Annotated in this window: 18 protein-coding genes; 4 read left to right on the forward strand and 14 right to left on the reverse strand. The window is 39.7% G+C overall.

Translation table 11 applies throughout. The features are described from left to right. Positions 1 to 30 precede the first annotated feature (30 nt). Positions 31 to 3,111 (reverse strand): SusC/RagA family TonB-linked outer membrane protein, encoded by a 3,081-nt coding sequence (locus PL_RS01165; RefSeq protein ID WP_348620796.1) that lies wholly within the window; start codon positions 3,109 to 3,111, stop codon positions 31 to 33. A 181-nt stretch (positions 3,112 to 3,292) separates the two neighbouring features. On the opposite strand from PL_RS01165, the gene PL_RS01170 reads away from it, so the two are divergent. Next, complete coding sequence (locus tag PL_RS01170) at positions 3,293 to 4,159, forward strand: AraC family transcriptional regulator (RefSeq protein WP_041885146.1); 867 nt, start codon at positions 3,293 to 3,295, stop codon at positions 4,157 to 4,159. A gap of 70 nt (positions 4,160 to 4,229) precedes the next feature. Here PL_RS01170 and PL_RS01175 read toward each other — a convergent pair whose 3' ends face one another. From PL_RS01175 to PL_RS01200, 6 genes are all read right to left on the reverse strand, one after another. After that, positions 4,230 to 5,798, reverse strand: coding sequence for a discoidin domain-containing protein (locus tag PL_RS01175; protein ID WP_041885144.1), 1,569 nt, complete (start codon positions 5,796 to 5,798; stop codon positions 4,230 to 4,232). A gap of 113 nt (positions 5,799 to 5,911) precedes the next feature. Then, positions 5,912 to 6,373 (reverse strand): SRPBCC family protein, encoded by a 462-nt coding sequence (locus PL_RS01180; protein ID WP_041885141.1) that lies wholly within the window; start codon positions 6,371 to 6,373, stop codon positions 5,912 to 5,914. A gap of 104 nt (positions 6,374 to 6,477) precedes the next feature. After that, on the reverse strand, positions 6,478 to 7,227 hold the full coding sequence (locus tag PL_RS01185; protein WP_041885139.1) for a LytR/AlgR family response regulator transcription factor: 750 nt from the start codon (positions 7,225 to 7,227) through the stop codon (positions 6,478 to 6,480). Continuing rightward, positions 7,220 to 8,314, reverse strand: a complete 1,095-nt coding sequence (locus PL_RS01190; RefSeq protein WP_160292145.1) for a sensor histidine kinase — start codon at positions 8,312 to 8,314, stop codon at positions 7,220 to 7,222. Before PL_RS01190 ends, PL_RS01185 begins: the two co-directional genes overlap by 8 nt. Positions 8,315 to 8,320: 6 nt before the next feature. Beyond that, on the reverse strand, positions 8,321 to 8,968 hold the full coding sequence (locus PL_RS01195) for a hypothetical protein (RefSeq protein ID WP_052496507.1): 648 nt from the start codon (positions 8,966 to 8,968) through the stop codon (positions 8,321 to 8,323). Positions 8,969 to 9,026: 58 nt separating this feature from the next. Next, positions 9,027 to 11,135: a TonB-dependent receptor gene (locus PL_RS01200; protein ID WP_041885136.1), complete on the reverse strand. Its 2,109-nt coding sequence runs from the start codon at positions 11,133 to 11,135 to the stop codon at positions 9,027 to 9,029. Positions 11,136 to 11,262: 127 nt separating this feature from the next. Here PL_RS01200 and PL_RS01205 point away from each other — a divergent pair, with 127 nt between their 5' ends. Continuing rightward, positions 11,263 to 11,685, forward strand: coding sequence for an acyl-CoA thioesterase (locus PL_RS01205; RefSeq protein ID WP_041885134.1), 423 nt, complete (start codon positions 11,263 to 11,265; stop codon positions 11,683 to 11,685). 3 nt (positions 11,686 to 11,688) lie between these two features. Here the strand turns inward: PL_RS01205 and arsB are convergent, their stop codons facing one another. The 6 genes from arsB to PL_RS01235 all read right to left on the reverse strand — a co-directional run bounded on the left by arsB (position 11,689) and on the right by PL_RS01235 (position 15,316). Then, positions 11,689 to 12,759: an ACR3 family arsenite efflux transporter gene (gene arsB / locus PL_RS01210; protein ID WP_041885132.1), complete on the reverse strand. Its 1,071-nt coding sequence runs from the start codon at positions 12,757 to 12,759 to the stop codon at positions 11,689 to 11,691. Positions 12,760 to 12,767: 8 nt separating this feature from the next. Next, the gene (locus PL_RS01215) at positions 12,768 to 13,193 is read right to left on the reverse strand and encodes an arsenate reductase ArsC (protein ID WP_041885130.1); all 426 of its coding nucleotides are present in this window, start codon (positions 13,191 to 13,193) and stop codon (positions 12,768 to 12,770) included. A gap of 12 nt (positions 13,194 to 13,205) precedes the next feature. Next, the gene (locus tag PL_RS01220) at positions 13,206 to 13,775 is read right to left on the reverse strand and encodes a DUF6428 family protein (RefSeq protein ID WP_041885128.1); all 570 of its coding nucleotides are present in this window, start codon (positions 13,773 to 13,775) and stop codon (positions 13,206 to 13,208) included. A 37-nt stretch (positions 13,776 to 13,812) separates the two neighbouring features. After that, entirely contained in the window at positions 13,813 to 14,142 is a 330-nt protein-coding gene (locus PL_RS01225) for an ArsR/SmtB family transcription factor (protein ID WP_041885125.1), read from the reverse strand. Between the two features lie 89 nt (positions 14,143 to 14,231). Then, the gene (locus PL_RS01230) at positions 14,232 to 14,771 is read right to left on the reverse strand and encodes a GNAT family N-acetyltransferase (protein ID WP_041885120.1); all 540 of its coding nucleotides are present in this window, start codon (positions 14,769 to 14,771) and stop codon (positions 14,232 to 14,234) included. Positions 14,772 to 14,845: 74 nt separating this feature from the next. Further along, a complete protein-coding gene (locus tag PL_RS01235; protein ID WP_041885116.1) occupies positions 14,846 to 15,316 on the reverse strand; it encodes an Lrp/AsnC family transcriptional regulator in 471 nt (156 codons plus the stop codon). Between the two features lie 164 nt (positions 15,317 to 15,480). On the opposite strand from PL_RS01235, the gene PL_RS01240 reads away from it, so the two are divergent. After that, a complete protein-coding gene (locus tag PL_RS01240; protein ID WP_041885112.1) occupies positions 15,481 to 16,623 on the forward strand; it encodes a histidine decarboxylase in 1,143 nt (380 codons plus the stop codon). 75 nt (positions 16,624 to 16,698) lie between these two features. Here the strand turns inward: PL_RS01240 and PL_RS01245 are convergent, their stop codons facing one another. Then, entirely contained in the window at positions 16,699 to 17,259 is a 561-nt protein-coding gene (locus tag PL_RS01245; RefSeq protein WP_041885110.1) for a Crp/Fnr family transcriptional regulator, read from the reverse strand. Between the two features lie 298 nt (positions 17,260 to 17,557). On the opposite strand from PL_RS01245, the gene PL_RS01250 reads away from it, so the two are divergent. After that, complete coding sequence (locus PL_RS01250) at positions 17,558 to 18,115, forward strand: phosphatase PAP2 family protein (protein ID WP_160292144.1); 558 nt, start codon at positions 17,558 to 17,560, stop codon at positions 18,113 to 18,115. Positions 18,116 to 18,127: the final 12 nt, after the last annotated feature.

Consider the following 18,127-nt stretch of genomic DNA (forward strand, 5'->3'; position numbering starts at 1 on the left):
GTTTCATAATATTAAATGATAAGCAATGAATTAAAACTTCACGTTTATACCGCCAGTGATTATACGGACATTGGGGTATTGGACAGACCCGGTACTGGTTAATGTTCTTTCCGGATCAAGCCCCTGAAATTTGGTTATCGTAAACAGATTTTGACCGTCAACATAGAACCGGATTCCTTTTATTTTCAGGTGTTTTATAATCGATTCTGGTAGGGTATAACCTAACTGAATGTTTTTTACACGCAGGAAGGAGGCGTTCTGAAGCCAGAAACTATTGTCTGAAAAGTTATTGGTCAGTGCATTATAGGTCGTTAATCTCGGTAGTTTTGCATCAGGATTTTCCGGTGTCCAGGTATTCCCTGCTTCCCATCTTTTCAGCACACCTGCTCCGTTGAAAAACGGGAAGAAAAGGTCGCTTCCTACATAAGACTGCACATCGGCTACGCCCTGAACCATAACACTGAGGTCAAAACCTTTATAGGCTGCAGATAAATTTATCCCATAAGTCCAGGTAGGGATAGGTTTGCCTACATACTGTCTGTCATACTGATCAATTATCCCATCCGGTTTTCCATCAGGACCGCTGGAATCTTCAAATTTCAGGTCGCCTGGTTTGGTTGTTTTGATATTCGGTTTTGGACTGTTATCTACTTCATTCTGGTTCTGAAATATTCCGATAGCTTTCCACATATAGAATTCATTAATAGGCTGTCCCTGTACGATAGAGTTAAAACCAATCTGTGGATCTGGTATATAATCTACATTGTTACGGACATGAGTAACATTAAAACCAGCACTGAATTTAAAGTCATTGATACTGCTGGCATAATTTGCGCTGAACTCCCAGCCTTTATTACTTACTGAGGCCAGGTTCTGTACTGGACTGGAGGTAATACCGAGGAAATCCGGGATCTTGATAGATCTTAATATTCCGGTACGTTTATCTACAAAATAATCGAAAGTTGTACTCAGCTTGTTCCCTAAAAAGGAAGCATCAAAACCAATATTTTTTTTGGTACCTACTTCCCATTTAATCCCGGTATCTACAATGGAAGTTTGTGCGACACCACTTAACATGGTATTATCAAAATTATAAAAACGGGCAAAAGCCAGTGTAGGGATATAGGAGTATAGGCCTTCCTGATCGTTTGAGCTGCTTCTGTCATTTCCGGATTTCCCCCATGAACCCCTTAGTTTCAGTTCGTTAACCACATGCTGGGATTTCATAAAATCTTCCTGTGTAATTCTCCAGCCCACAGAAACCGAAGGGAAAACACCCCAGCGCGTATCCTGTGCAAAACGGGATGATCCGTCAGATCTGACGATACCTTCCAGCAGGTATTTTTCCTTATAGGCATAATTTAAACGCCCGATATAGGATTTTAGAGCCCAGGCAGTACTGGTACCGTTAATCAGCGGGGTGGTTATACCCGCATTGATTTCGGATAAGCTGTTACTTACAAAGCCCATAATAGAGCCGCCTAAATTGCGGTAATCATTTTTTTCCTGGCTATAAATACCAGCCAGCGTAAAATCATGGTCCCTGGCGATTGTTTTTTTATAGGTCAGACTGGTATAAATAGTTTTGTAAAGATTCTTTTCCCAGGAATTGTTGGCCGTTGGCCCGGCGGCCCCCATGGTAGATTTCTTTTGCAGTGTCAGCGGATCGTAGACGTCAATTTTTGGGGTAAATAACTGATTGTCCTGAGACCAGTAATTAGCACCTCCGGTCACATTCCACTTAAGCCCGTCAAGAATTTCATAGTTTAGAAAAAGGCTTGCATTCAGACCGTAATAACTGGTGTAATTTTTCCCTTCATTGACCATGGCCAGTGGATTCTGAAAATTAGGATTAATGGCGTTTACCCAGGTAGAAGCATAATCGCCACTGGCTGTATAAGTACCATAAAAGGGAAGTGTTCTGTTAACTTCTCTCAGCATTCTGTTAACTTCTCTCAGCATTCCGCCAGCCCCTCCATTATAATAAGACTGATTTTGAGTCTGATATCTTAAAGCTGTGCGTAAACCCCAGTCAAACTTGTTTGTAACCTTTGAATCAATATTTGTACGTAAAGTGTAGTTTTTACTGTTGTCTTTGATTACAATCCCATCCTGATTATTATAACCCAGTGATACTGCATACTGAGTTCCTTCTTTTCCTCCTGAGAGTCTGAGCAGGTTAGACTGGATAGTTGCCGGCTTAATTATAATTGAACGCCAGTCATTATTCGGATAAATCAGCGGATCGGTTCCTGCTGCGTATTTATCGAGAGTTTGCTGAGTGAAATACGCGGCTCCGCCCTGGTTAGCCAGCGCCTGATTATATAATTTCATATAGTCAAGGGAATTGGTCACTACCTCGGGCAGTGTGATAGCCTTTTGTGTACCGATATAACTGGTAAAGTCTATTTGAGTAGCTCCCTTTTTGCCCATTTTTGTCTGGACGAGAATTACTCCGTTAGCAGCCCTTGATCCGTAAATCGCAGCAGATGCATCTTTGAGTACTGTGATAGATTCAATGTCATTTGGATTGACATCATTCAAAGAGGCAACTACTCCGTCTACTACAACCAGTGCACTGCTGTTACCCAGTGTACCGATTCCGCGGACACGAATCGTTGCAGCATCTGCTCCTGGCTGTCCGGAAACCTGGTTTACCCAGACTCCGGCAACCTGTCCGGATAGTGCCTGTGAAGCACTGGTAATGGGCCGGTCAGCGATGGTTTCACTTTTTACAACACCAACTGAACCGGTCAGGGTAGCTTTTTTTTGCGTACCATAACCTACCACAACGACCTCATCGAGACCTTTGTTTGTTTCGGCTAAATAAATGGTAAGAGAAGTCTTACCAGCGGCTGGAATTTCCTGATTGGTATAACCTACATAGCGGAAAATTAATACGGGTGATTTTTCTGAACCGGGATCTATACTGAAGTTCCCGTTTTTATCGGACTGCGTGACCTTCTGTGTACCTTTAAGCAAAATAGATACACCGGTTAAAGGAGATTTATCTGCAGCATCACGTATGCTGCCAGAAATGATTTTTACCTGCGCCTGAGCAAAACTGCAGGTAATAAAGACTGATAATAAGAGTAAACGTAAACGAATCATAGTGTTTAGGGTTTTTGGTGGTTGATATGTTGCTTTTCTTGCTATAACCTTATATAGTTTGATAAGCTGTGATTAATAAATTTATAAGCTTGGAATGCTATAAACTCAACTCTCTTTGTCTGATGCTGACACTATATTGTCCATGATTATTATCTTTTGATAATTTTGAGCAAATTCGTGTATGCAGCCACTCCTGATCGAAACGAAAACAGTTTTACAGCATACTATTTTTATCAAGGAGGTAAATGTTAAAAGCCTCAATAATCCATTACATTTTCATAATGAGTATGAAATGGTATTGATCACCAAAAGCAATGGCAGACGGATTGTTGGGGATAGTGTAGAGAATTTTTCTGCCGGTGATCTGGTCATCATGGGACCAGACCTCCCGCATGTAATGTATAATGACAAGGAATACTACGAAGCTGAAAATAAGCTGGAAGTCAGCGCAATCGTTACTTATTTCAGACTGGACTGGCTCAATGAAGATTTTGTGGCTTCCAGTGAGGTCAGTCAGTTTAATCAGTTATTGAAAGATATTAACATGGGAATACGTGTTTATGGTGATTCCCGCAAAAAAGTAATCAAACTGCTTAATGAACTGCTGCTGAATACGGGATTAAAGAGAATTATCAATCTGCTGAATATTCTTAATCTTTTAAGCGAAACCAGAGAATATGAATGTCTTTCTAGTCTCGGCTATGTTAATCCGCATACACAGAAGGATGTACAGCGTATTGATAAAGTATATAATTATATCATGAATAACTTCACAGAGCAGATTCCTCTGAAAGATATAGCCATGCTGGCTAATATGACTACAGCCTCTTTCTGTAAGTATTTTAAAGCACAGACGCAAAAGACTTTCACGCATTTTGTAAATGAAGTCAGAATTGGCTACGCCTGTAAGTTATTGTATAACGACAGCCTCTCTATTTCGCAGGTATGTTTCCGGAGTGGATTCAATAACCTGACTAATTTCAACAGGAATTTTAAACATTACACCAAGATTAGTCCTTCTGATTTCAAAAAGAAATTGAAAATATAAAAAAAGCAGGTACGCTATCGGACGTACCTGCGCTGACCTAACCATGATCAGAGATAATGGGTTTTAACCATTAATTTTTAAAAGTGCCTACTTCTGCAAGTGAAGCATATTGTCTGCCATCGGTAGCCGAAGTAACCATGATCTTAAAGTACTGGAAGATTTTTGCTGCCGGCAGATAAACAAACTGCGGGCCTCCGCTATCTTTCAGTGTATAATTTCCGATTGATGTCCAGGTAATATTATCATTACTGGTCAATAACTGCATATCCTTGATTTTACTGCTGCCAGCCCTTTGGGTAAAGGTAAATCCGCCAACTTCTAAAGCCTGCCCCATGTTAATGGTCAGATAGTGTGGAAATGTTGGTGCATTACTGCTCCAGCGTGTTACCCAGGAAGTATTAGCATTTTTATCAATAACGTTAGCCGCTTTTCCATCTTCACTGACAGTTTCATTGGAACTGAAATCTATAACCTGCCAGTTAGCTTTATTGTACTCATTTTTATCTCCAAAATCTATTACAGGTTGTCCGTTCCTGATAGCATAACTATATGGGGCATTGATCAGGCTTCCGTTATCACTGCAGAACATGATTCTCAGTTCATAAGGATAATCTTCTGTATTGGTAAATTCACTGTATGGCATGCTGACATAAAAACTATCCAGACCAATTTTTGGAGTTGACCAGGGTACGGCATCATAATCTTTATTACCGCCAATTCCGTTTTTGGCTCCATCATTATAAAAGTTAATGTAGTTCACTACGGTTGTACCCGTGAATTTACCGGAAACAATAATGTTGCCTCCTTCATATTTAGCGTGAATACTGGTAATCCTGGTATCTGGTGCAGTATACCATCCTGTTCTGGTGGTTTTACTGAATACCTGGCAATTATTTAAAATAGCACAATCAGCTTTAGTCAGGTAGGTAGGGGCTTTGCCGTAAGTTGAATTGCCGGCACCCATTAATGACGTGCCGAACTGCGCATTTTCTGATTTCTGCCCTCCGTTATGTGGTAAATTAATACCGTGCCCCAGTTCGTGCATCATACCACCAATCCATTTTGTGGCTTCACTGCCAGGAGTCCCTGCTGCGCCGAGATCTTTGTATTCCATACCCGGATAGTCCAGTGCAAAACAGGTTCTGCCTACACCAAAGAAAGGTGCATTGTCTTTGTTGATGTCTTTAACGCACATAATGATCAGCGTATGCTCACTTGACTTATCTTCGGGATGTACGGTGAAATAATCGTTTACTTCAGTCTGTAAGGCACCTGTATCGGTGTAGGGGTATTTTGACTGGTCATATTTACCATGGATTTCGATGATCTTGATGCGGTCACCGGCCTGGTTTTTCAGCAGTCCGAAACCTCTGTTGCCAAAACCCCAGTGATCCATCCATTTGCTGAAAAAATCCTGACCTTTCAGCATGATTTCGCTTATCCTGCGCTGATAATCGTCATTGGCTGTTTTGTCTGAAGCAATGAAATAGACCACATTCAGATTGTAAGCATAATCTGAGGTATAAGTAGTATCGCTGTTTGAGGATGTTTTGTTAACCGGTTCTGTAACGATCGTGTTCTTTTTACAGGATAGAAAAATGGTTAAGAATAATAGGAGCAGGTAGGTGGTTTTTTTCATTTAGGTTTTGTTTAGTTGCGGTTGATTAAATTGAATAATCTAATTTATAAGACGCTCTAAACAAAAACTTTACATGAATTGTCCATTACCGGTACCAGATTACCCGAACAGGATTATTTAACACCTTTTGGAAATTTATCTGCGATTAAATTCAGGTTGATTCCATGTTCCAGATAAGCTTTCAAACCATCCAGAACTGTAGTAAAACCACCACTGGCATTATTGATCTCAGTCAGCAGCTCATCACCGGTGGTACGGAAGCCATATTGCTGAATGGTCACATAAGTAGTTTCATCGCTCAAAGCTTCAAACTCAAAATCTACCACAGTTGAGTATTGATCCCAGTCAACGGAAATCTTTTTGTTTGCTAAAATTTCTTTAACGAATACTGTGCTGGACACCTGATACATTTCCCATTCCCAGGTTACAGAACTGCCTTCTTCAAGTTTTCCGCTTGCTTTGGTAAACCAGAAGTTTTTAGTGATTTCAGGATCAATAAAGGCTTGAAAAACGGTTGCGACTGGTTTTCTGATGAGCATTTGTGCTTCTACACGTGGAGTTTTTTCTGTTTTCATATCAATTGGTCTAAGAAAATTTTGCTACTGTGTTTTTATCAAATTACACATTTCTGTTTAACACTAAAATTAACTGAAGGTTTTTCGGGTAGCTGTTTTTAGTATTAAATATCAAAAATATCTTTTAATACCGGCCCAAAACTCCGGCTTGAATTGAGTTTAGTGTGCTCCGCATCATTCATAATGAAAAAGAAGGCACCGTTAAATCCTCGTTTTATCTCTTTGATCAGATCAGCATTGATGATTGTACTTCTGTTAATTCTGACAAACTGATCGGGCAGTTTTTCTGCCAGTGAAATGATCGTGAAATCGGTCAGGTTTCTTTTCCCATCAGTAGTATTCAGAAATACATATTTTTCTTCTGCATCAATATAGACCAGATCCTGAATTTTGATCAGTAAAATTCTATCCCCTAATTTGACAGTCAGTGTTTTAATCTCTTTTTTGATTTTTAACTGGCGCATCAGTAAATCCAGAGGGATCGTGTAATCCGGCTGCGGTACCTGTAATCTTTTAACAGCTTTGGCCAGCCTGTCATCTTCTATAGGTTTCAGCAGATAATCAACGGATTCTTCTTCAAAGGCCTTTACAGCATATTGATCATAAGCTGTAGTGAAAATTACCTTTGGTGGTCTGGTCAGCTGGCTTAACATTTCAAAGCCATTTAAAACCGGCATTTCTATGTCCAGAAAGATCAGATCAGGATTGAGTTTTTCTATCTGCTGCAAACCTTCTGCTCCATTGGCGGCTTCGCCTATGATATTGATCTGGTCATAGGCAGCGAGTAAACGTTTGAGCCGTTTTCTTGCCAGTTCTTCATCGTCTATAATAAGGGTGTTCCAGTACTTATCCATGGGTATAAGGAATGATGATTTTTATTTGTTTTACAGGTTGATTAAGGATTTGCACCTCATAATCGTCGTTGTAAAGTAATTGAAGTTTCTCGTACGTGCTCTGCAAGCCATATCCTGTTTCCAGTTCTTCGGGAAAAGGAATACCATTATCAATAATGGAGATGGTGATCTGAGCTGCTTTGTGTATTTCTATACGCAAAAGGCCATGATCGGCTACGTTTTTTAAACCGTGTTTTAAGGCATTTTCTACCAGAGGCTGTATCAGAAACCTCGGGATCTTATCCTTGAATAACTCTTCATCTACAGCAATGACAAAATCAATCCGGTCTCCGAATCTTACTCTTTCTATATCGAGATAGGTACTTACTATTTCCATCTCTTCCTGTACGGTAACCAGGCTTTCCTGACTCTGGTTAATACTATATCTGAAGAGCTTTGAAAGCTGAATGGTCATGCGTTCGGCTTTGTCAGGATCTTCATGAATTAAACTGGCTATAGCATTCAGCGAATTATACAGGAAATGGGGGTTGATTTTAGATTGCAGCATAGCGAGTTCTGCCTGTGTTTTCATCTGGCTTAACTGGAGCATATTGAGGTTTTTCTCTCTGAGCTTCGCATTCATTATCTTTGTTTGCGTAGTATAGACATGAATAATAGTGCAGACTATAACTACAACAACGACACTGAAACGGGCATCTTCGAGATGTAAGAAATGATATTCCTGGTTAAAAACCAGTGCCCTTACCAGGTATATCATTTCTATGGCAATTAACATCCCGATTATACTGGACAGATAATAAACGATCAGAAACAGCCATCCTTTTCCACTGGTCAGTCTTAAAACTTTCTGTGATATATATATGCTGTTGACTATAAAGAACGCAATGATCGTACTGAAGATCATTTGGTTAATCAAACCTCTTGTTCCAATCCACCCGCCTTTAAATGCGCTGATCAGCAGGCAAAGAATCAGGCCTATGCCCATTCCTGCAACCAGGTTGTAAAGATTTAATCTCAGCCAGCTGATCCTGCTGAGATTATTAAGGCTTTTTTCCGGATGCTGATCTGTCTGTTGAGGAGCTGACATATTCATTTATTTACATTGGGCTAATAATGCTTTTGCAGGTTCAGCTCCCCAGTTAGGTTCTATAGCATTGGCGGGTTTAAATATAGCAAATTTTGCTACCGCAGATTCTAAAATAGGTTTAGCTTTTGTTTTTCCGCCACCAAAGGCTTCGGGAGTGTAAAATGTATCCTGGCCTCTGATCAGGCTGATACGTGGATTTTCAGGGTTAAGTGTTTCTGCTTTTTCCAGCGATTCTGCCGACTCACTCATCAGGTATATTCTGTTTCTGGGATCAACTGTCATTTTCATAAACTGAAGGGCACCTTTCAGCGCATAGATTTCACTATTATTGGCAGACAGGGTGCCGGCTTTTTCAATTTCCAATAGAGCCTTATCCCAGTATTGATCTTTCAGGTCTTTATCAGCTGTGAAATATCCTGCATACAGGTTACAGTAAGCGGCATAATAGGAGGGTATCCATTCTTTGGTTTCTACCGCGGCAATACGGTCAAAATAGTTTTCTGCTTTGATATAGTCTTCTGCATTTTTAGCGGCAACTATCTGGTCCAGACCGTTTGTTGCAGCCTGCAGGAATTTAGGACTGTAGTTTTGTGCAAAGCTGTTAAAGCTGATCAGAGCAAAGATGAATACGAGTGTTTTTGTTAGATTTTTCATGTTGATTTGTTTTTATATGATTTGATAATAGAAATTAAGCGGTTAATTATGGATGAGATTATCTGATAAAGGTGTTATCACCGATAGTGATCATTAATCCGATCAGAAAGTCTCTTTTCGCTGCCGGAACTATTGCCTGTCTGTTTAAGCCGTTCGCACTATACTGATAACCGTAAACCTGATTGAATCCGGGCACATTGTTTACATTGAGGTAAAGCACTGCGAATTGCCTGAAAACATGGGTCAGATAGCTGGCATTCAGACTCAGACTGTTATAGGTTTGTGTTTTATCTGCCAGATAAACCGGATTATTCGGGTTGACATATGGCCTGCCCGAAGCAAATGAATAGGTTCCGCCAAACTGGGTATGCAGGGATTCGAAAAAGTGCTTGTAAACTACAGATACAGTATGTTTTGCGGCGAAAGATGGTGTGGCCATCATCGGGAAATCCCTGAAATTTCTTTTCGTATCCAGGAATGAATAGGATAACCAGTAATCTGCATTTCTGATGCTTTTTTTATCTCTCCAGTAGAGTTCAAAGCCTTTTGCATAACCGCTGCCTGAGTTATCTGGAATTCCATTGTTTAGTTTGGTCAGCTGGTTATAATCTTTATAATACCCTTCAATTCTGAAATTCCTGTCCGGCGTATTGATTTCATATTTAAGGATATAGTGATCTGCCTGTTCAAATCCGGTTGATTTGATAATCAGATATTCATCTTCCGGATTTTGATAAAAGCGTCCGTATGCAAATGATACTTGTGAATGTATACCTGTTTTCAGACCGAGGGATGTTCTGGGTGCCAGATTGTATTTTTGCAGATAGGAGGAGTATTCGCCTCTTAAACCTAAGCGGACTACAATTTTATGGGTTAAAAACAAATCTGTTTCTGCAAAGCCTGAGCTGACCTGATCATCGTACTTCCTTAATAATCCATTCAGACTTTCTTTTCTGCCGGTAGCAAAGGTTTCTGCACCGAATCTGAAATTTGATAACTGCCCGAAAAATTTAGTCAGCGTTGCTTTTCCTTCCAGCAGATGATCCTGACGGCTATAATCATTAACGGTCATTAAACCTGCATCCCTGTCTTTGTTATAGGCAATTCCGGTTTCCAGTTTCCATCTGTCGCCAAAATACTCCTTATAGGTGGAATTGATATAAATGTTCAGATTGTTATTGCTGAAATATCGGGGAGCAGCGGGTGTATCAATATTGGCCCTGTAAAGTGCCAGTCTGGTTCTGCTGTAGGATGCATAAATTTTAAACATACCGGTTTCAGAAGATTTCAGTTTGTACTGAATATTACCGCCCAGTTGTTCGGGAGCTTTAATGTAATTGTGATTTTGTTTAATGATACCGTAGATGGGTGAAAGGTTATAATAATATCCACCTGCTGTGATTGAACTGTTTTTGAATCTTATGTTCTGATCCAGTCCTCCGCCAACTGATAGTAATGATATTCCGGTAGTTGTTTTAGCAGGCAGGTCTGTACTTTCTAAAACCAGCGCCGAGGATAATGCCTGGCCATATTCTGCTGAATATCCGCCGGCAGAGAATGAGGTGCCTTTAAACAGGAAAGGGGAAAGGCGTCCTCTTGATGCCTGATCTGGAACGGTTGCGTTAAACGGACTTTTGACAAGCATTCCATCAAAATAAGTCTTTGTTTCTGAGGCGGAACCGCCTCTTACAAAAAGTCCGCTTTCGGCAAAAGCAGTCTGTGCGCCTGGTAATGTTTGCATCGCTGCAAATACGTCTGCGCGGGAACCTGCAATAGTAGCGATATCCAGCGAACTGAGCACAGCCCCCTTTTTCTTATCACCTGTGATAAAGGACCCGGCACTGATATTAACGGTCTGCAGTAAATTGGCTGCTTCTTTAAGTATCAGATTGAGGGTTATATTTCCATTGCTTAAATTGATCTGAACAGAGTCCTGCACAAAATTAAGTGCTGAAAATTGAAGGATACGTAAACCGGTCTCTGTTGTAGTAAATGCAAACCTGCCCGTGCTATCTGTCGATGTACCGTCATAACTGCCTTTTAAACTGATATTAGCATTGGCTACTGGAATACCTTTAGTACTTTTAAGCACACCGGATATTTTGGTCTGTGCATTGGCAAACGAAATAAGGAATAGAAAGAAGAGCGTTAATTTAAGGGATTGCATATTGTTCTGTATTTAATTACAGGACGAATATGGCAGGTTATATAGTCCTTACCATGACAAAGCCGACGAGTGGCAGGATGGGTAGGATAAATGGTAGTATCTTGAGCATAAAAAATAAACATCTGAAATGGAATATACTAAAGCTTATACAGTAAAGGACGAACATATAGATGTTCAGCAAATAATGGATGGATTGTATTACCCATTTTATATGGAGTACTGCCGTCACGACTATATCAGGGAAATACTGGGATTTGATTTCGAAGAGGAAGCTGCAAAGGGTGTTTTTATGGTATTATCCGGATACAAGATCAGTTTTCTGAGATCGCTTAAAAAGGGGGATAACTTCACTGTTACCTGTACCTTATTTACTGATAAAGCTGGTTTACCCAGACTGCACTTTAAACAGGCAATTATGATGAACGGCAAAGTCATGACAAAAGCAATTTTTACAGGAACCTGTATTCCTGCATCCGGAGGCAGACCTTATTTGCCGGAGTCAATTACGGAAAAAATTACTGATGCGCCTGTCCTGAATGAAGAGGTTTAATGGTCATGGGGTCAGGGTATAATACTTCTTTCTGAACCAGAAGGCCAGATTAACCAGCGCAATAAGTGCCGGAACTTCAACCAGCGGACCGATTACACCCGCAAAAGCCTGACCTGAATTGATACCGAAAACACCAATGGCAACGGCAATAGCCAGTTCAAAGTTATTGCCGGTAGCTGTAAAAGCTATTGCTGTACTTCTGGAATAATCAGCTCCAAAATATTTACCGGCAAAAAAGCTCAGGGTAAACATCACAGTGAAATAGATAACCAGGGGTACAGCGATACGTATGACGTCAAATGGAATCTGAACTATCAGACTGCCTTTAAGACTGAACATAATTACTATCGTAAATAACAGCGCAATTAACGTAACGGGAGAGATTAACGGGATAAACTTATCCTGAAACCATGTTTCACCTTTGAGTCTGATCAGGGTATATCTGCTGATTATACCTAAGGCAAATGGTATTCCGAGATAAACAGCAACGCTTTTTGCAATTTGTGAAATGGTAATGTTAACTTCCAGACTTTTAAGTCCAAAATATGGAGGCAATACAGTGATAAATACATAAGCGGAAACACTGTATAATAACACTTGAAAAATGCTGTTTAATGCAATAAGTCCTGCCGCATATTCTCTGTTTCCATCTGCAAGTTCATTCCATACCACAACCATTGCGATACAGCGGGCCAGACCAATTAAAATCAGTCCGGTCATATATTCCGGATAATCTCTTAGAAAGGTAATCGCTAAAAAAAACATTAAAAACGGACCTGCTATCCAGTTGAGGATAAGTGAAACACTTAAAACCCGTGTGTCTTTGAATACTTCGCCCATTTTTTCGTATTTAACTTTGGCTAATGGGGGGTACATCATTAAAATCAGCCCGATTGCCAAAGGTATATTTGTTGTTCCGCTGGAGAAAGAATTGATAAAACCTGCAGAAGAGGGAAAGAAGTATCCGGTTCCGACTCCTGTCGCCATGGCAAGAAAGATCCACAGGGTTAAATAGCGATCGAGGAAATTAAGGCGCTTTCTTTCACTGACAGGGGCACAATTGTTTGAACTCATAGAAGATATTATAATTTCCTGTTGAAATTTTCTTTAACAAATGCTGAACAGTAATCGCTGATCATATCACGTACTTTTCTGAATTCCAGCATAATTTCATCGGCCGTGCCTGAAGCTTTTGCCGGATCTGGAAAATTATAATGATATTTAATAGCCCCGGAAGGGAAATACGGACAGCTTTCTTTTGCATTGTCACAAACTGTGATGACGTAATCGAAATTAATATGGGCATACTCGTCTACGTGATTAGAAGTGTGAGCGGATAGATCTATTCCGATCTCATCCATCACTTTAACGGCCCTGGGGTTTACACCATGAGTCTCAATTCCGGCACTGTAAATTTCTGCCTGACCACCTGCGAAATAGCGTAAAAAACCTTCAGCTAATTGACTACGGCAGCTGTTGCCTGTACAAAGGACTAATACTTTTTTCATCTGATCATTGAATTAACAGCAGCCCGAATCGGGTGTGCAGGACTGACCATCACCGGTCAGATTGTATAATTGGATTTTTGGTTTCCCGTTCTTAACTTCTGGTGCACAGCATTCTTCACCGGTATCGGTAGTACCACAGCTGCCGCCTCTGCCAATCGCTTTACATTGTGTAAAATCAGGATTAAGGTCAACAATCAGATTTTCACCTGCTACAGTAATACTACCGGGATACATTTGTCTGGTATCATAGGCCGAATTGCCGAATTCGATCTTTACTATACCTAAAGGATTAAGTGGGAGAGATTTCTCTACCAGATTAATAATTGATAAAGCTTTATGTACCTGCATTGCTCTTTCGCTGTCTTTAACTTCAGGTTCCCATAGCTGCACAATAATTTCTGTCCATGAATTCATTACGCCACCGCAGTCTACAGAAACAATGGGTGCCTGTTTGATTTCTGTGATATGATAAGAAGCATCTACCCAATTCTCTGCTGCATATTGAAACTGTAAAGTCAGCTCCGGATGCTGTTGTAATGCTGTTTTAAAGTCGTTCCAGCTTTTTAGTTCAGTTGTATTCATAATATTGCAATTTAACGATTGATAGGTTTAAAAAAGGTTAGCAGCAGTTGGGCTCTCCTTTATAAGATCCAAGAAAAACTCCTAATTGTATCTCTAATTGTTTCCATACGGCAGGATTAATACAGTAACATACGCTAACGCCCTCTATGGTACCTTGTATAATTCCTGCATTTTTTAGTTCTTTCAGGTGCTGAGAAATTGTAGCTTGTGCCAGGCCCAGTTCTTCTACCAAATCACCACAGATACAGGTATTTGATTTTAATATCCTTTGCAGAATAGCTATACGGGCAGGATGTGCCATCGCTTTTAGCAATTGTGACAATTGATTTTGCTCGTCTGTGAATATTTCTGTCTTTGTAAGTCCCATATATTATATTGCAATATTACGATAAAGGTAGATAATATCCAAACAATTTTTAAATAGCAGGATCATATGGATATTATCGGGAGCCGGGGTTATTTATCTAGCAGATAGGTAAGCATGTGATCGACTGTGTCATGTGAATTTTGATAGGGTGCATTACTTAGCCTGAAACCATTATTTTCCAGCAGTCTGACTGAACTGATATTACCAGCGGCAGGAAAAGCGGTAATCGTCTTTGCTTTCAGCGTCTCAAAAGCGTAATTAATTACACATTTTATGGCTTCTGCCATTATTCCTTTACCCTGATACTGTGGCAGCAATTCGTAACCGATTTCTACTGTTTGCCCGGGTATATCAAAATTCCATAAGCATATGGTGCCGGCAAAAGCCTGATCATTTTTGAGTGTAATCACCCAATAAATGCTGGCATTGTTTTGTATGAGATTTTCAATTTTAGCTATATGTGCCAGCGCATCTGGAATACCTGTAGATACAGCTCTGTCAAGAAATGCATTTACAGCAGGGTCAGAGCGCAGTTCATGGACAGCAGCGGCATCTGTCTGCTCCAGTTTTCTTAATCTTAAACGTGGGGTACTTAACTCAGGAAATTCTGAAAAATCTAGCTGGTTCATTGGTTTATAATTGGGTTTGGTTAATAACACCCCAATTTAGCAATTCATTCTGTTTGATTATATGATAATCGTATTTAAATATTGAGATAGAATGCGGTTTCGCGTTTGATCTCTTTTAAGACGAAACTGCTGCTTAAGGTAGAGATATTAGACAAAGAGGAAAGATGGGTAACCACAAAAGTATGGTAATCATCTACGTCATCAACCACAATTTTAAGTAAATAGTCTTGTCCGCCGGCAATACATAGTACTTCCAGAACTTCTTTAAAACGAATAACCGCTTCTTCAAAATTCTTGAGGGTTTCAATGGATTGCTCTTTTAAGGTGACTGTGCACAATACAAGTAAATGTTTACCCAGTTTTTCGCGGTTTATCAGTGCTACATATTTCTCAATATATCCTTCGGTTTTTAATCTTTTGATACGTTCGTGAGTAGGGGAAACACTCAATCCGATTTGATGAGCGATATCTTTTGTGCTTAATGAAGAATCCTTTTGAAGGATATTTAATATGCGGGTATCCAGCTTATCTAATTTATCAATCATTGTATTTTACTGAAATAGGATTCAGCAAGTGGCAAATATGAGGTTTTTTACTGTAAGAGTATGCTATAACAGTTGTTTTTCCTGAATTTAATATAATTGAAGAAAATATTATGGTATGTGTATAATTTTGAAGAATTAAATACCATATATAGACAGACCACCAAATGAAAACACAATTGAACACTCAGGATAACGATCGTCTGAGTACTTATATGAAAATGGCTGAGGAGCGCTCAAAATACTTTATCGGATATCCTATCGCACAGGATTTCGATTATTCTGAACTATATCCGCTGCTTAGATTGCCATTGAATAATGTAGGAGATCCATGGGTAGAATCTACGTATGATTTAAACTCCCGTTCTCTGGAGCTGGAAGTATTGGAATTTTTTGCTGAATTGTTCAACGCGCCCGCAAAAAACTGGTGGGGATATGTGACTAACGGTGGCTCGGAAGGAAACCTGTATGGTTTATATGTAGCAAGGGAATTATATCCGAATGGAATTGTTTATTATTCTGAAGCTACTCACTATAGTGTACAAAAGAACATTCAGCTGCTGAATCTGCGCAGTATCGTTATCAGAACGCAGAAAAACGGAGAAATGGACTATGAAGATTTAAATGCAATGGTACAAATGCATCGTGATCAGCCTGTCATTATTCTTGCAAATATTGGTACAACCATGATGGAAGCTAAAGATGATTTGCAGCAGATTCAGCAGATTTTGCGCAAACAGGCAATCAAAAATCATTATATCCATTGTGATGCAGCTTTAGCTGGTACATACAGTGCTTTACTAGACCTTAAACCAGGATTTGATTTTAATAATGGTACGGATAGTATGGCGATCAGCGGGCACAAATTTATTGGTTCACCTATTCCATGCGGACTGGTATTGGTTAAAAAGAATTACAAAGACAGAATAGGAAAGGCTATTCCATATATTGGTACGGTAGATACGACTATTACGGGTAGCCGTAACGGACACAGCCCGATTTTTATGTGGTATGCAATTAAAAAATTAGGTAAAGAAGGACTGAAGCAGCGTGCGCTGGAATGTCTGGAAATAGCTGCTTATACGGTTAAAAGTCTGAATGATATTGGTGTTAAAGCATGGACTAATCCATCTGCTCTTACTGTCGTATTTCCTGCTCCTTCAATAGAACTGAGACAGAAATGGCAGATTGCTACGGAAGATGGTAATAGTCACGTCATCTGTATGCCTGGAGTAAGTAAAGCACAAATCGATCATTTTGTGGCTGATTTAAAGGAAGATGTGGTTTTAAAAGCACCGGTTCTGGGTTAATACTTATTTTTGAGTTTATTTATAACCGGCCTCCAGCAATGACTAGAGGCCGGTTTTTTTATTAAACAGCTATGGTTAAGTTGTAAGGGGACAAAGTATATCCGGGGTTACTCCAAGATAAGCAGCAATGTCTCTTTTGCAATTTTCATTCATCCGGGAAGGGAAGCGGCCGGAAAGTCTGACAAAACGTTTGCAGACATCTTCTTTCAGCTCTGTTGTCTGCTCAGACAGGTTATATTGCTGAACTTCTTTTAATCCGGCTTCTATCTGATAAAATGCAGGAAATAATCTGATTAATTGAGGAATTGCACTGTAAGCTAAACTGAATAAGGTGGAGTCTTCCAGCAGTTCAATATTTTCATCTGTTGGTGTCTGGCCGGGAAATCCGGAATGGGCATGGATAATCTGGTCTGCGTGCCAGTACCATGTAGTGATTTGCTGTGGAGGGCTGTTCACATAAACTCTTGCTGAACCCTTAGCCATAAACCAGCAATTTGCAGGTATCTGACCGGCTTTTATTAATTGCTGGCCCTTTGCGCCATATTCTTTTACCAACACCGTATTCATATACGCTTTGAGCGCCTCGGAGACGGGGTGATACTGGCTGAAAATGTTAAATAATCTTTCTTTTTCCATAGGTTTGATGTACGTGTCTGGTAAATATGGAGAGACGTTATGGTAACAATATAGTGATAATATTTCTTGAAAATTATTATCTTAAATTTTTTTGATAAAATATTGTATATTTTGGTTTAATCACAAAATATTGATGTTCGTTTTGGTTGATATGGTTAGCCGGTTTAGTATTGGATTTGTACTTTTGTTTTTTGTAATCTTATATCAATTGGGAAATACCATTATATCAAATAGAAAAAAAATTCTGACATGGCTGTTAATGATTCTGTGTTCAGGATTTATTTTTTTGACTTTTATTGTGGCTCTGTTCCCACCTTCTGCATTGGACCTGAAAATTTCTGCTGCTGTACAGTCAATTCAGAGTCCGGAACTGGATAGGGTAATGATATTGATCAGCTGGTTCGGTGCTTTTCCGGTTCCGATGTTTATGGGCTTGCTGATCGCAATTATCTTTTATCTGTTCAAATTTCGCAGAGAAGCACTTTTTGTCGTGTTAACATTTGTTTCAGGAGCGATCAGCTCTATCATAAAAATCATAGTTAACCGGCCCAGGCCCACTGTAAATCTGGTTAGAATTGTAGAAGTGGCTAAACAACAGAGCTTCCCCAGTGGGCACATGCTTTTTTATACGATCTTCTTTGGTTTTTTACTGGTCTTAATGTGGAATTTTAAACAGCTTAATAGCTGGTTAAGAGCCGGAGTATCGGTTATATCGGCATTTCTCATCTTAACTATCCCTTTTTCAAGGATATATCTGGGGGCTCACTGGTTTACTGATGTATTGGGAGGATTTATACTGGGCCTGATCTGCCTTTATATTATTGGAGCATTCTATCTAAAGAAAAACAGGTTATAATTAACAGCTACC

This window comes from Pedobacter lusitanus, from assembly GCF_040026395.1.
GTDB classification, from domain to species: domain Bacteria; phylum Bacteroidota; class Bacteroidia; order Sphingobacteriales; family Sphingobacteriaceae; genus Pedobacter; species Pedobacter lusitanus.

What these genes read in the sequence shown, in the direction of transcription:
- PL_RS01165 (WP_348620796.1), bottom strand. Translation starts at nt 3,111, where the DNA reads ATGATTCGTTTACGTTTACTCTTATTATCAGTCTTTATTACCTGCAGT.
- PL_RS01170 (WP_041885146.1), top strand. Translation starts at nt 3,293, where the DNA reads ATGCAGCCACTCCTGATCGAAACGAAAACAGTTTTACAGCATACTATT.
- PL_RS01175 (WP_041885144.1), bottom strand. Translation starts at nt 5,798, where the DNA reads ATGAAAAAAACCACCTACCTGCTCCTATTATTCTTAACCATTTTTCTA.
- PL_RS01180 (WP_041885141.1), bottom strand. Translation starts at nt 6,373, where the DNA reads ATGAAAACAGAAAAAACTCCACGTGTAGAAGCACAAATGCTCATCAGA.
- PL_RS01185 (WP_041885139.1), bottom strand. Translation starts at nt 7,227, where the DNA reads ATGGATAAGTACTGGAACACCCTTATTATAGACGATGAAGAACTGGCA.
- PL_RS01190 (WP_160292145.1), bottom strand. Translation starts at nt 8,314, where the DNA reads ATGTCAGCTCCTCAACAGACAGATCAGCATCCGGAAAAAAGCCTTAAT.
- PL_RS01195 (WP_052496507.1), bottom strand. Translation starts at nt 8,968, where the DNA reads ATGAAAAATCTAACAAAAACACTCGTATTCATCTTTGCTCTGATCAGC.
- PL_RS01200 (WP_041885136.1), bottom strand. Translation starts at nt 11,135, where the DNA reads ATGCAATCCCTTAAATTAACGCTCTTCTTTCTATTCCTTATTTCGTTT.
- PL_RS01205 (WP_041885134.1), top strand. Translation starts at nt 11,263, where the DNA reads ATGGAATATACTAAAGCTTATACAGTAAAGGACGAACATATAGATGTT.
- arsB (WP_041885132.1), bottom strand. Translation starts at nt 12,759, where the DNA reads ATGAGTTCAAACAATTGTGCCCCTGTCAGTGAAAGAAAGCGCCTTAAT.
- PL_RS01215 (WP_041885130.1), bottom strand. Translation starts at nt 13,193, where the DNA reads ATGAAAAAAGTATTAGTCCTTTGTACAGGCAACAGCTGCCGTAGTCAA.
- PL_RS01220 (WP_041885128.1), bottom strand. Translation starts at nt 13,775, where the DNA reads ATGAATACAACTGAACTAAAAAGCTGGAACGACTTTAAAACAGCATTA.
- PL_RS01225 (WP_041885125.1), bottom strand. Translation starts at nt 14,142, where the DNA reads ATGGGACTTACAAAGACAGAAATATTCACAGACGAGCAAAATCAATTG.
- PL_RS01230 (WP_041885120.1), bottom strand. Translation starts at nt 14,771, where the DNA reads ATGAACCAGCTAGATTTTTCAGAATTTCCTGAGTTAAGTACCCCACGT.
- PL_RS01235 (WP_041885116.1), bottom strand. Translation starts at nt 15,316, where the DNA reads ATGATTGATAAATTAGATAAGCTGGATACCCGCATATTAAATATCCTT.
- PL_RS01240 (WP_041885112.1), top strand. Translation starts at nt 15,481, where the DNA reads ATGAAAACACAATTGAACACTCAGGATAACGATCGTCTGAGTACTTAT.
- PL_RS01245 (WP_041885110.1), bottom strand. Translation starts at nt 17,259, where the DNA reads ATGGAAAAAGAAAGATTATTTAACATTTTCAGCCAGTATCACCCCGTC.